Annotated in this window: 11 protein-coding genes; 4 read left to right on the forward strand and 7 right to left on the reverse strand. The window is 60.6% G+C overall.

The annotated features are described in order from the left end of the window. On the reverse strand, nt 1-1,363 hold a 1,363-nt coding region (gene uxaC / locus Q0I19_RS10725; RefSeq protein WP_296023734.1), incomplete at its 3' end, for a glucuronate isomerase. Nucleotides 1,364-1,735: 372 nt separating this feature from the next. Here uxaC and Q0I19_RS10730 point away from each other — a divergent pair. From Q0I19_RS10730 to Q0I19_RS10740, 3 genes are all read left to right on the forward strand, one after another. Continuing rightward, nucleotides 1,736-3,235, forward strand: a complete 1,500-nt coding sequence (locus tag Q0I19_RS10730) for a tagaturonate reductase (protein ID WP_294760496.1) — start codon at nt 1,736-1,738, stop codon at nt 3,233-3,235. A 132-nt stretch (nt 3,236-3,367) separates the two neighbouring features. Beyond that, nucleotides 3,368-4,852, forward strand: coding sequence for an altronate dehydratase family protein (locus tag Q0I19_RS10735; protein WP_294760497.1), 1,485 nt, complete (start codon nt 3,368-3,370; stop codon nt 4,850-4,852). 17 nt (nt 4,853-4,869) lie between these two features. Beyond that, nucleotides 4,870-5,742 (forward strand): aldose epimerase, encoded by an 873-nt coding sequence (locus tag Q0I19_RS10740; RefSeq protein ID WP_294760498.1) that lies wholly within the window; start codon nt 4,870-4,872, stop codon nt 5,740-5,742. Between the two features lie 462 nt (nt 5,743-6,204). On the opposite strand, the gene ptsP is transcribed toward Q0I19_RS10740, so the two are convergent. From ptsP to Q0I19_RS10755, 3 genes are all read right to left on the reverse strand, one after another. Then, nucleotides 6,205-7,884 (reverse strand): phosphoenolpyruvate--protein phosphotransferase, encoded by a 1,680-nt coding sequence (ptsP, locus tag Q0I19_RS10745; RefSeq protein ID WP_294760499.1) that lies wholly within the window; start codon nt 7,882-7,884, stop codon nt 6,205-6,207. A 67-nt stretch (nt 7,885-7,951) separates the two neighbouring features. After that, a complete protein-coding gene (locus tag Q0I19_RS10750; protein WP_294760501.1) occupies nt 7,952-8,209 on the reverse strand; it encodes an HPr family phosphocarrier protein in 258 nt (85 codons plus the stop codon). Nucleotides 8,210-8,383: 174 nt separating this feature from the next. After that, on the reverse strand, nt 8,384-9,151 hold the full coding sequence (locus Q0I19_RS10755) for an HAD family hydrolase (RefSeq protein ID WP_294760503.1): 768 nt from the start codon (nt 9,149-9,151) through the stop codon (nt 8,384-8,386). Between the two features lie 98 nt (nt 9,152-9,249). Between Q0I19_RS10755 and Q0I19_RS10760 the strand changes: the two genes are divergently transcribed. Then, a complete protein-coding gene (locus tag Q0I19_RS10760) occupies nt 9,250-9,759 on the forward strand; it encodes a gamma carbonic anhydrase family protein (protein ID WP_294760505.1) in 510 nt (169 codons plus the stop codon). A gap of 43 nt (nt 9,760-9,802) precedes the next feature. On the opposite strand, the gene Q0I19_RS10765 is transcribed toward Q0I19_RS10760, so the two are convergent. From Q0I19_RS10765 to proC, 3 genes are read right to left on the reverse strand one after another with little or no spacing between them, the layout of a single operon-like run. Next, complete coding sequence (locus Q0I19_RS10765; protein WP_294760507.1) at nt 9,803-11,083, reverse strand: glutamate-5-semialdehyde dehydrogenase; 1,281 nt, start codon at nt 11,081-11,083, stop codon at nt 9,803-9,805. Then, a complete protein-coding gene (gene proB / locus Q0I19_RS10770; RefSeq protein ID WP_294760510.1) occupies nt 11,080-11,856 on the reverse strand; it encodes a glutamate 5-kinase in 777 nt (258 codons plus the stop codon). The genes Q0I19_RS10765 and proB overlap by 4 nt, the downstream gene beginning before the upstream one ends. Nucleotide 11,857: 1 nt before the next feature. Then, nucleotides 11,858-12,661: a pyrroline-5-carboxylate reductase gene (gene proC, locus Q0I19_RS10775; protein WP_294760512.1), complete on the reverse strand. Its 804-nt coding sequence runs from the start codon at nt 12,659-12,661 to the stop codon at nt 11,858-11,860. Nucleotides 12,662-12,818 lie beyond the last annotated feature (157 nt).

Here is a 12,818-nt window from a genome sequence, read left to right on the forward strand (position 1 = left end):
ACTGGCCGTTCTCGACCCAGTTGCCGATCAGGTTGCACATCAGGCGGCGGAACAGCTCGTGGCGGGTGTAGCTCAGGAAGCTGCGGCTGTCGGTCAGCATACCGATGAAGTTGCCCAGCAGGCCGAGACGTGCCAGCGTCTTCATCTGCTGGTACATGCCGTCGTCGGTGTCGCAGAACCACCAGGCAGAGCCCAGCTGGATCTTGCCGGGGACTTCGTCATCCTGGAAGGGTCCCAGCAGGGTGCCCAGCATGTCGAAGTCGGCGGGGTTCAGGCTGTACAGAATGACCTTGGGGCACTCGTCGGTGGCGGTCAGCGCGCTCAGCAGGCTGCTGATGCTGGCGCTGCAATCGGTCACGGCGATCATGTCAAAGCCGGTGTCGGGGCCGAGCTTGCGGAACATCTTCTCGTTGACATTGCGCAGGCAGCTGTAATGCATCTGCATAACAACGTGATATTTCTTGTACAGGCGGCCCAGAGCCAGCAGCACATAGGTGGTGTAGGCGTCGCCTTCCTCTTGGGTCAGGGCTTCGCCGGCCATGGCCTTCTTGAAGGCGGCGGTAGCCTTGTCTGCGTCGGTCTCGACAAAGGGGATGTAGTCCAGACCGTGGTCAGAAGCGCGGCAGCCCATCTCCACAAAGAACTGCAGACGCTCGTCCAGCGCCTTGACAACGCAGTCCACGCAGGCAAACTTGCGGCCAACGACGTTCTCCATCTTATGGATGTAGTCGGCAAAGCCCTCCTTGCGGATGTTCAGCGCCTTGTCGGGGCGGAAGGAGGGAGCGACCACGACCTTGATGGAGGGGTCTTCCTTGATCTTCTTGTGCCATTCCAGCGTGTCGATGGGGTCATCGGTGGTGCCGACCATGGCCACGTTGCTCTGCTCGATCAGGCCGCGCACGGTCATCTTGGGGTCGTTCTGCAGCTTGTCGTTGCACAGGTTCCAGACTTCCTCGGCGGTCTCGCCGTTCAGCACGCCCTCATAGCCGAAGTATTTCTTCAGCTCCAGATGGCACCAGGTGTACATGGGGTTGCCGATGGCCATCTCCAGGCTCTCGGCGAATTTCTGGAAACGCTCGCGGTCGGGCTTGTCGCCGGTGATGTACTCCTCAGGCACACCGTTGGAGCGCATCACGCGCCACTTGTAGTGGTCACCGAAGTAGTAATCGCTGCCGTCGGCCAGAACCTGGTGGCCGCCCAGCCAGACCTGTGCGATGTTCTCAAAGCGGCGATCCTCATAGATTTCCTGCGGGGGAATGTGGCAGTGGTAGTCCACGATGGGCAGCTTGGCGGAATAATCGTGGTACAGATGCTGCGCGGTGGGGGTCTCCAACAGGAAGTTCTTGTCCATAAAAGCCTTCATTGTACAGACGCTCCTTATAAAAGTGATAAATAGATAAAAACGTGTGCGCGGCGGGCGGGCGCGCATACTTTGCGCACCCAAAATGCCCCAAAAACGCATACCTTGCTTGTATTATACATAAAAATCCCTGCAAGAACAAGTTGCGAAAATTGCGCTTTAGCTGAAAATGTAGCCAAAAAATGCGGTCTTTTGTTGTGCAGAACGTGGAAACACAAAAAAAGGACAAAATATGTTCGCTGTGCAAAGTTGGAATCTTGACGCGGGAAAGAAAAATAACTACAATAAAGCTATCAGCGGGGCAGTGTGCCCCGGGAAAGACACGGAATTTGCGCCGTGGCTTTCTGCCGACAGAAACGATTAAGGAGAGCGTTTATGGAAACCTTAAACTATGAAGTTCTGGAAAAGTCCGGCTACACCGGCTACATCAAAAAGTCTGCCCCCGAAAAGGTCCTGCAGTTTGGCGAGGGCAACTTCCTGCGTGCCTTTGTGGATTACTGGTTTGACCTTGCCAACGAAAAGGCCGACTGGAACGGCAAATGCGTGCTGGTTCAGCCCATCGCCCCCGGCCTTGCCAAGATGATCAACGAGCAGGAGGGTCTGTACACCCTGTACCTGCGCGGCAGCGAAAACGGCAAAAAGGTCGACGATAAGCGCGTGATCTCCAGCGTGTCCCGCTGCCTGAACCCGTATGAGAAAGAGGGCTTTGCCCAGATGATGGAGGTCGCCGCCAGCGATGACCTCGAAATCATCGTTTCCAACACCACCGAGGCCGGCATCGTCTACGACCCCGCCTGCAACCTGAACGATGAGCCTGCCTCCAGCTTCCCCGGCAAGCTGACCCAGGTGCTGTACCACCGCTATCAGGCAGGCAAAAAGGGCATCCTTATGCTGGCCTGCGAGCTGATCGACAACAACGGCAAGGAGCTGCTGAAGTGCGTCAACCGGTACATTGACCAGTGGGGTCTGGACGACGGCTTCAAGAAGTACGTCAACGAGGACTGCACCTTCTGCGGCTCTCTGGTGGACCGCATCGTGCCCGGCCGCATCCGCGACCCCAAGGAAGTCGCCGAGCTGGAAGCCAAGCACGGCTACGCCGACCCCCTGCTGGACGTGGGCGAAGTGTTCGGCGTCTGGGTCATTGAGGGCGATACCAAGCTGAACGACGTGCTGCCCTTCCGCAAGGCCGGCATCGAGAACCACGTCTTTGTCACCCCCGATATGAGCCCGTACAAGAAGCGCAAGGTCCGCATCCTGAACGGCGCCCACACCGGCTTTGTGCTGGGTGCTTACCTGGCCGGCTTTGACATCGTGCGCGACTGCATGCACGACGCCACCGTTCTGGGCTACATGAACAAGATGCTGAGCGAAGAAGTTGTGCCGATCCTGCCCCTGGATCAGGATGACTGCAAGAAGTTTGCCGCCGCCGTGCAGGACCGCTTCAACAACCCCTTCGTCAACCATGAGCTGATGAGCATCTCGCTGAACTCCACCTCCAAGTGGTGCGCCCGCAACATGCCCTCCTTCCTCGAATATGTCGAGAAGAACGGCAAGCTGCCCACCTGCCTGACCATGAGCTTTGCCGCTTACATTGCCTTCTACACCAACGATGTGCAGGAGCTGACCGACAAGGGTCTGGTCTGCAAGCGTGCCAAGGGCAACGAGTACACCGTGTCCGACGACCGCTGGGTGCTGGAGTTCTACAACGAGCATAAGAACGACGATGTGCCCACCCTCGTCCACGCCGTCATGACCAACGAGAAGATGTGGGGCCGTGACCTGACGCAGGTGCCCGGTTTTGAGGCGGCTACCGTCAAGAACCTGACCCTGATCCGTGAGCAGGGCGCACTGGCTGCCTACAAGAGCTGCCTGTGATCGACAAATAAGAAATTATAAAGAATAAATAATAAATATCGTGCAGCACATTGTATTATGTGCCGCCGCGGGCGGCATACCCATTTATTATTTATTCTTTTTTCTTTATCATAAAAAAGTAAGGAGTTCCCCATGCCCATTGCTATCAAAATCAACCCCGCCGACAACGTGGTCGTGGCGCTGCATCCCATCGCCAAGGGCACCGCTGTGCCGGTCGAAAACACCACCGTCACCGCTGTCGAGGATATCCCTCAGGGTCACAAGATGGCCATTGCCCCCATCAAGGCGGGGGAGAATGTCATCAAGTACGGCTTTCCCATCGGCCATGCCACCGCGGACGCTGTGCCCGGCACCTGGATGCACACCCACAACATCAAGACCAACCTCTCCGGCGAGATCGAGTACAGCTACCACCCCGATGTTCACCCGCTGACCCCCGCCCCCGCCGAGACCTTTATGGGCTACCGCCGCAAGGACGGGCGCGCCGCCATCCGCAACGAGATCTGGATTATCCCCACCGTCGGCTGCGTCAATGACTGCGCCAAGGCGCTGGTGCGCGACAATCAGGATCTGGTCAGCGGCTCCATTGACGGGCTGTACACCTTTACCCATCCGTTCGGCTGCTCCCAGACCGGGCATGACCACGCCCAGACCCGCAAGCTGCTGGCTGCCCTGACCCGTCACCCCAACGCGGGCGCGGTGCTGGTGCTGAGCCTTGGCTGCGAAAACCTGACCCACGACCAGTTCCTGGCGGAGCTGGGCGAGTATGACCCCGACCGCGTCAAGTTCCTGACCTGCCAGGAGGTCGATGACGAACTGGCGGCAGGCCGTGAAATTTTGAAAGAGCTGGCTGCCTACGCCGGGCAGTTTCAGCGCGAGGAAATTCCCGCCAGTGAACTGGTGGTCGGCATGAAGTGCGGCGGCTCGGACGGCCTGTCCGGCATTACCGCCAACCCCACCATTGGTCGTTTCAGCGATATGCTGTGCGCCCGCGGCGGCTCCACCGTGCTGACCGAGGTGCCCGAAATGTTCGGCGCCGAGGGCTTTTTGATGAACCGCTGCCGGAACGAGCAGGTGTTTGAAAAGGCCGTCAAGATGATCAACGGCTTTAAGGAGTATTTCATCAGCCACAACGAGGTCGTCTACGACAACCCCAGCCCCGGCAACAAGCAGGGCGGCATCACCACGCTGGAGGATAAGTCCTGCGGCTGCGTGCAAAAGGGCGGTTCTGCGCCCATTATGGACGTCATCGACTACGGCGAGCCTGTTACCACCAAGGGCCTGAACATGCTGTACGGCCCCGGCAACGACCTTGTCTCTGCCACCGCGCTGACCGCTGCGGGTGCCCACATGGTGCTGTTCAGCACGGGACGCGGCACGCCGTTCGGTGCCCCCGCCCCCACGCTGAAGATCGCCACCAACAGCCAGCTGGCGGAAAAGAAAAAGACCTGGATCGACTTCAACGCCGGTGTTGTGGCCGACGGTGCCTGCACCCTGGACGAGGCGGGTGCCGACCTGTACCGCCTGGTGCTGGAAGTGGCAAGCGGCAAAAAGACCAAGGCGGAGGAAAAGGGCTTCCGTGAAATTTCCATCTTCAAAGACGGCGTTGTGCTGTAAAATAAAGGAGAGAAATTATGTCTAACCTGACCTTTGGCGTGTACGAAAAATACGGCGCTTCGTACAAAACGATGACCCTGACCGATGGCGAGTACGCCCTGACCATCACGCCCGAAAAGGGCGGCATGGCAACCTCCTTCACCAAAAACGGGCAGGAGTATCTCTGGCTGCGCGACAAAAACTATGAATCCACCGACCGTCCCCGCTGCGGTGTGCCGATTTTGTTCCCCAACTGCGGCAAGCCGGACGGCGGCGTGCATCACTTCGGCGGTGCCGACTACCCCATGGAGGTACACGGCTTTGCCGATCTGCTGCCGTGGCAGGTCAGCAAGGCGACCGATGCCGCCGTGGAGCTGACGCTGACGCCCAACGGTCTGACCAAGTTTGTCTACCCGTTTGATTTCAAGCTGACCATGCGCTACACGCTGGACGGCAACCGCGCGGGGCTTGCCCTGACGGTGCAGAACACCGGCGACAAGGTGCTGCCCTACAGTGTGGGCTTCCACCCGTATTTTGCCGCCAGCAAGCTGGACAATGTCAGCTTTGCCATCGACGCTGCCACCTGCAGCGAGAACGCCAAGGGCGAGCAGCCCACCGCGCCTGAGACCATCACCCTGACCCGCAAGCCGGGCAGCGCGGATTCCATCCGTCTTTTGACCGGCGTCAAGTCCCCCATGCGGTTGGAGGATGTTGTCAGCGGACATAAGGTCGAGGTCGCCTTTGACGAGCCGAATTTCGGCAACGGCGTGCTGTGGCAGCAGGATGCCGAGAGCTTTGTCTGCATGGAGCCGTGGAACGGCTGGGCAAACTCCGTCAACGAGCCGGGCAAGCACGAGGAACTGAACCCCGGCGAAAGCAAGACCTTTGCGTGGAGTATTGCGATCGACTGAATGTACTTTCTTTGGACGCCCAAAGAAAGTACCAAAGAAAGGCGCCGCTACTTCCGAGGCGCGGGGCACGGCCAAGGGGCTACTCGCCCCTTGGAACCCCAAAGAGGAAGGTCGCGGACGGGCGGGGCTAAAAAATCGTCAAGACACATTTTTTGACGCCCCGCCCACCCGCTCCCGTCTTACGGCTCCGCCGAAAAATTCACCATCCGGTAGGGGCGGGGCATGCCCCGCCCGCGGTTTTGCGGTTACAACAACCTACCGGGTTAGCTTGTAGGGGCGGCATATATGCCGCCCGCCACAGCAATCCCGGTAAATCAACCTACCGGGTAAACCGCACGGGACGCATATATGCGTCCCCTACAAACCTGCCGAAAAACACCGCAATATCGCGGAATATTGCACCAACAAAAATACCGCCCCGAACCGTAAGGCTCAGGGCGGTATTTTTATAAGCTGTTCAACTTACCGGGCCTCATAATCCTCCGCCAGATCGTCCAGAATCCGCTGGCTGGTTTCGCGGGTGTCGGTCATACGCACGGCGTTGCGCAGGGGCAGCACGGCGCGCGGCGTGACGGAAAGCTCATCCACGCCGATGGCGAGGAAGGTTTCGGTCAGCGTCAGATCCGCGCCCAGCTCGCCGCAGATGCCCACCCAGATGCCGTTCTTGTGGGCATTCTCGGTGACCATCTGAATCAGGCGCAGCACGGCGGGGTGATGCGGGTTGTAGAAACGGCCCAGGTCGTTGTTCTGGCGGTCGCAGGCCAGTGTGTACTGGGTCAGGTCGTTGGTGCCGATGCTGAAGAAATCCACTTCCTTGGCCAGGCGGTCGCTGATCACCGCCGCGGCGGGGGTTTCGATCATAACGCCGATCTTGACATCGTCGCTGTAGGGGATACCCTCATGCTTGAGGTCGCGCTTGACTTCCTCGCACATGCGCTTGGCCTCGCGCACCTCCCACACGCTGGTGACCATGGGGAACATGATGCCCAGCTTGCCGTAGGCAGAAGCGCGGAACAAAGCGCGCAGCTGCACGCGGAAAATTTCGGGGCGGTTCAGGCAGATGCGCAGTGCGCGCATACCCATGGCGGGGTTGTCCTCCTTGGGCAGGTTAAAATAGCCGATCTGCTTGTCCGCGCCGATATCCAGCGTGCGGATGATGACTTCCTTGCCGTCCATATCGGACAGAACCTGCTTGTAGGCGTTGAACTGCTCGTCCTCGGTGGGGTAGTCCTTGGTGTTCAGGTACAAAAATTCGCTGCGGAACAGGCCGATGCCGCCGCCGTCGTTGACCTGCACGGCATGCACGTCCTCGGGCGAGCCGATGTTGCAGTAAATGCGCACGGTCTTGCCGTCCTTGGTCACGTTCTCCTGTCCCTTCAGGGTTTCCAGCAGGCGCTGCAGGCGCATCTGCTCCTCGCGCTTTTTCAGCAGACGGTCGCGGGTATCGTCATCGGGGTCGATGACCAGCGCGCCGGTGCTGCCGTCGGCAATGGCCTGACGGCCCTCATATTCGGGTTTCAGGGCGTCGCCCATGCCGACGATGGCGGGGATACCCATCGTGCGGGCCAGAATGGCGGTGTGGCTGGAACCGGAACCGCCGGCCGTGATAAAGCCCAGGATCTTGGACTTGTCCAGCTGGATGGTCTCGGACGGGGCCAGGTCATCGGCGGCCAGCAGAACCGGCACGTCGGAGGCAATGCCGCCCTGCACAACGCCGCACAAAATGCCGATGATGCGCTGGCTGACGTCCTGCACGTCGGCGGCGCGCGCCTGCATGTAGGTGTCGTCCATGGAGGCAAACATGGAGGCAAACTGCTCGGCTACCTGAGAAACGGCGGCCTCGGCATTCAATTTCTGGTTAAGGATAAGATCCTCGATAGCTTCCTCATAGTCGAGGTCCTCGGCCATCATCTGGTGGGTCTCAAACAGCATGGCGGCTTCGTCGCCGGCCTCGGCGCGGGCCTGCTCGGCCAGAACGCCCAGCTGCTCCACGGCGCCGGTCTGGGCACCCTTAAAGCGGTGCCATTCGGCATCGGTATCCTCAACGGTGGTGTTGTGGATTTCCACCGTAGCGCGGCGGTAAAAATACAAAGGGCCAACGCCGACACCGGCGGACACACCCTTACCTTGAATGGTGATCATCTTGCAACCTCCTTATACGAAAAACTGCGGCCGCCGTTATACAAGGCGGCCGCAGCCTGGTGGGTCATTACAGATTTTCGTTGAAGAACTTCTCCAAAGCGGGGGCGGCGGTCTCCTCGTCGGCGCCCTCAATGCGGACGGTGACGGTGTCGCCGCACTTGATGCCCATGCCCATCAGGGCCATCAGGCGGGTGGCGTCAACGGACTTGTCGCCCTTGACGATGGTAACGGTGCTCTGGCAGGTCTTGGCTTCCTTGGCCAGCATACCGGCGGGACGTGCGTGGATACCAACAGGCTCTTTAATGGTATAAGTGAACTCTTTCATAGCGATTTCCTCCCAAAAGCTGCAAGCCGTTCAGGCGTACAGCCAGCATTAAGTCGTTATTATAATAACATACTTTTTGCACAACGTCAACGGAAAAAGGGGAAAATAATGCAGCTTCTTTTGGTCATTTTGGTCAAAAATAACCAATAACCCGGCGGCGGGCGGAGCCGGCGCTTACAGCAGGGTACGCAAGATGTCCTCCGGGCGGGGGGTGTGCAGCGGGTAGCGGCCGCGCAGTTCGGCGGCAGCGGCGTCCATAATGTAGGGTGTGCCCACGATATCCAGCATCGAGACATCGTTGTAATTGTCACCGAAGGCCATCACCTCGTCAAGGCCGAAGCCCAGCGCGCGGCACAGGCTTTGCACGCCGATGCCCTTGTTGGCGGTGGTCGTGTCGATCCAATACGGCCCGGCCACGGCGCAGTTGGCCTGCTGCCAGCGGGGGACAAAGCGCTCGGTATAGGCGCCGACCCCCTCGTACAGATAGACCGATACCTTTACGATGTCCTCCGGCACCTCGGCGGGGTGGGAGATCACGCGGTATAGGTTGCCGATAAACCGTATGCGATCCAGCATACCGAGGCCGCGCTCCATCAGGTACGCGCAGTTCTGCCCGGACAGCATCACCTCGCCGCGTTCGTCACTGCGGTTCCAGAAATCCAGCGCGATCTCCTCGGCCAAAGCGCGGGGCATAGGGTTCTCGGCAAGGCACTGCTCGTCCTTGTACAGCACGCCGCCGTTTTCGCACAAAAAGGCGCAGCAATCCGCCACGGGGGCAAACAGCTTGCGCAGGCTGGTGTACTGCCGCCCCGATGCCGGGCAGAACAAAATGCCCTTTTGGTGCAGGGCGCGGATCTGGTCAAAAATTTCGCCTTCCAGTTCTTTTTTGCCGTATTGCAGCAGCGTGCCGTCAATGTCGCTGCAAATCATTTTGATAGCCATATCGTTTCCACTCCTTATATTCTCTATTGTAGCACACACGGCAGGCATCTTGCAATTTTTTGTTGCGACGCGTATAGTAAATACAGAGGTGTTGCAAAATGGCAGAATTTACCGTAAACGGAAAAGCCCCGCAAACGGCAGGGGCGGCCTTTGTTGCCCCCAACGCGACGCTGGCGGGCGAGGTGGTGCTGCAGCCCGGCAGCAGCGTGTGGTACGGTGCCGTGCTGCGCGCCGATACCGGGCGCATCACGGTGGGCGAAAACACCAACGTGCAGGACAACGCCGTGCTGCACACAGGCCCCGATTTAGACGTGACGCTGGGGCGTGGGGTGTCGGTGGGACACAGCGCGGTGGTACACGGCTGCACGGTAGGGGATAACTGCCTGATCGGTATGCATGCCACCGTTTTGAACGGTGCGGTCATCGGGGCGGGCAGTCTGATAGCCGCCGGGGCGCTGGTGCTGCAAAACGCGGTCATCCCGGCGGGCAGTTTGGTTGTGGGCGTGCCGGGCAGGGTGCTGCGCGCGGTCAGCGCCGAGCAGGCGGCTTCCATCTTGGCCAATGAGCAGGAATATTGCGCGCTGGCAAAGCTGCACAGCGGCGTGTAAAAAAAGCAGGGTGCCCGCGGGCATCCTGCTTTTGCTTTAGCGTTTAACAAGACGGCAAGGTGCTGCTGCCGCGGATCTGGCCGCTGCCCTGCACGATGTATTTGTAGGTGCACAGCTCCGCCAGACCCATCGGGCCGCGGGCGTGCAGCTTTTGGGTGCTGATGCCCATCTCGCAGCCGAGACCGAACTCCCCGCCGTCGGTAAAGCGGGTGCTGGCGTTCACATAGACGGCGGCGCTGTCCACACAGGCGGTAAACTGCCGCGCGGCGGCCTTATCGGCGGTGATGATCGCCTCGCTGTGGTGGGTCGAGTGCTTGGCGATGTGGTCAATGGCGTCCTGTACGCTGTTGACCACGGCAACCGCCAGCTTGTAATCCAAAAATTCCGTGTCAAAATCCTCGGGACCGGCGGGGGTGCCGTTGATCAGAGCGGCAGCGCGCTCGTCCAGACGCAGCTCCACGGGTGTGGCCCCGGCGGCGATGCGGTCGGTCACCAGGCGCTTTTGCAGCATGGGCAGAAACGCGGCGGCGACATCTCGGTGTACCAGCAAGACTTCCTCGGCGTTGCAGACGCTGGGGCGGCTGGTCTTGGCGTTCTCCACGATGTTGACGGCCATCTCCAAGTCGGCGGCGGCGTCCACATACACATGGCAGATGCCCGTGCCGGTCTGGATGCAGGGCACGGTGGCGTTTTCCACACAGGTGCGTATCAGCCCTGCGCCGCCGCGCGGGATCAGCAAATCGACCAAGCCGTCAGCCGTCATCAGCAGGCGGGCGCTGTCGTGGCTGGTGTCCTCCACCAGGCTGACGGCGGTTTCGGGCAGGTGGGCGCGGCGCAGCCCGGCGCGCAGGGCGGTGACAATGGCGTGGCAGCTCTCCCAGGCGTCTTTACCGCAGCGCAGCACACAGGCACTGCCAGCCTTGACGGCCAAGGCGGCGGCGTCGGCGGTGACGTTGGGGCGGCTCTCGTAAATAATGGCAATAACGCCCATAGGTACGGCGGTTTTTTCAATCAACAGGCCGTTGGGGCGCACGATGCGCCGCAGCACGGTGCCCACGGGGTCGGGCAGGGTGGCTACCTCGCGGATGCCCTTGGCCATGTCGGTCAGGCGGGAGGGGGTCAGCGCCAGACGGTCCAGCATTACGTCGCTGATATGCCCGCGCGCGGCGTCCAGATCGCGGCGGTTGGCGGCCAGAATCTCATCGGCGGCGGCTGTCAGGGCCACGGCCATGGCCTCCAGCGCGGCGTTCTTGGTGTCGGTGTCGGCCAGCGCCAGCGGCATACGCGCCGTCTGCGCGGCTTGCAGGATTTCCATCGTCGTCATTGCGCACCCTCCTTTTTGCCGACAAAGCGTGTGCCCACGGCCTTGCCGTCCATAATATCGTACAGCACCTCGGCGTGTGCGCCGTTGGCGATGATCAGATCCACCCCCGCAGCGGTGGCGCGCCGTGCGGCGGAAATTTTGGTGGCCATGCCGCCGGTGCCCAGCGCGGAGCCTGCCCCGCCCGCCAGGCGGTCGATTTCCGGCGTGATGTCCTCCACCACGGGGATCAGCCTGGCGTCCGTGTGGGTGTGGGGGTCGGCGGTGTACAGCCCGTCAATGTCGGACAGCAAAATCACCAGGTCGGCGCGGATGCACTCGGCCACCAAGGCGGCCAGGGTGTCGTTGTCACCCAGGGAGTACTCCTCGCAGGAGATGGGGTCGTTCTCGTTGATGATGGGAATTGCTCCCAGCTCCAACAGGCGTTCCAGCGTGTTGTGCAGGTTGACGCGGCGGTTTTCGTGCTCAAAATCTGCCCAGGTCAGCAGCATCTGGGCCACGGTGTGGTTGTACTGGCCGAACAGTCGGTCGTAGGTGTACATCAGCTCGCACTGGCCCACGGCGGCAGCGGCCTGCTTGGTGACCATATCCTGCGGGCGGGCAATTTGCAGCTTGCCCACGCCCAAGCCTGTGGCGGCCGAGGACACGACCACCAGCTCATGCCCGGCGTTTTTGATGTCGCTCCACACCTTGACAAGATCCTCGGTATGGCGGATGTTCAGCCGCCCGCCGGGGTGGGCCAGGGTGCTGGTGCCGACTTTTATCACAATGCGCATATTACTTCCCCAATTCCTTCGTCTTGTCATAGGCGGCCAGCACAGCGTCGGTCACGGCGGCGCGGAACGCCCGCTGCTCCAGCGTGCGCACGCCCTGTATCGTCGAGCCGCCGGGGCTGCACACGGCGTCCTTCAGCTCGCCGGGGTGCTTGCCGGTCTCCAACACCATACGGGCGCTGCCCAAAAGCATCTGGGCGGCGTACTCCTGCGCCTTGGCACGGGGCAGCCCGGCGGCAACACCGCCGTCCGCCAATGCCTCAATAAACTGGTACGCCCACGCAGGGCCGCAGCCGGACACTGCGCTGGCGGCGTCTATCAGGGTTTCGGGCACGGCATCCAGCCGCCCGGCGGGTGCCATAGCGTCCAGCCAGGTTTGCAGCAGGGCAGGGGAAACCCCCTCGCTGCAATATTGGATCATCCCCGCGCCCAGCATCACCGGGGTGTTGGGCATCATACGCAGCGTGGGGTAGCTGCCGCCCGCCATCTGACGCACCTTGGCAATGCTCAGCCCGGCGGCCATGCTGACCAGCACAAAGGGGCGGCTGTCGGCGCGAGCCTCCAAAACGGGGGCGATACCGCTGAGCATATCGGCCATCATCAGGGGCTTGACTGCCAGAAAAATAAAATCGCAGTCCTTGGCGACCTCGGCGTTGCTGCCGCAGCGGCAGCCCAGCGCGGCAGCCAGCGCGGCGGCTTTTTCGGGCGTGCGGTTTGCCAAAAGCACGTCCTTGGGGTCTGCCCCGCGGCAGACTGCCCTTGCCACGGCTCCACCCATGTTGCCGCAGCCGATAAACCCGAATTTCACAGAAAACCCCTCCCTATACACTTCAGCGCTTTAATTTATTATATAGGTATGGTAGCGCAAAGCGCTTTCTTTGTCAAGGCAATACCGCAGCCTCAATAAAAAAGGGTGGAAATTTGCGCGCTGTGTGCTATAATAGAGAAAATTGGAGGGATTTTGT

The sequence above is a fragment of the uncultured Gemmiger sp. genome (assembly GCF_934561205.1).
In the GTDB taxonomy this organism is placed as follows: domain Bacteria; phylum Bacillota; class Clostridia; order Oscillospirales; family Ruminococcaceae; genus Gemmiger.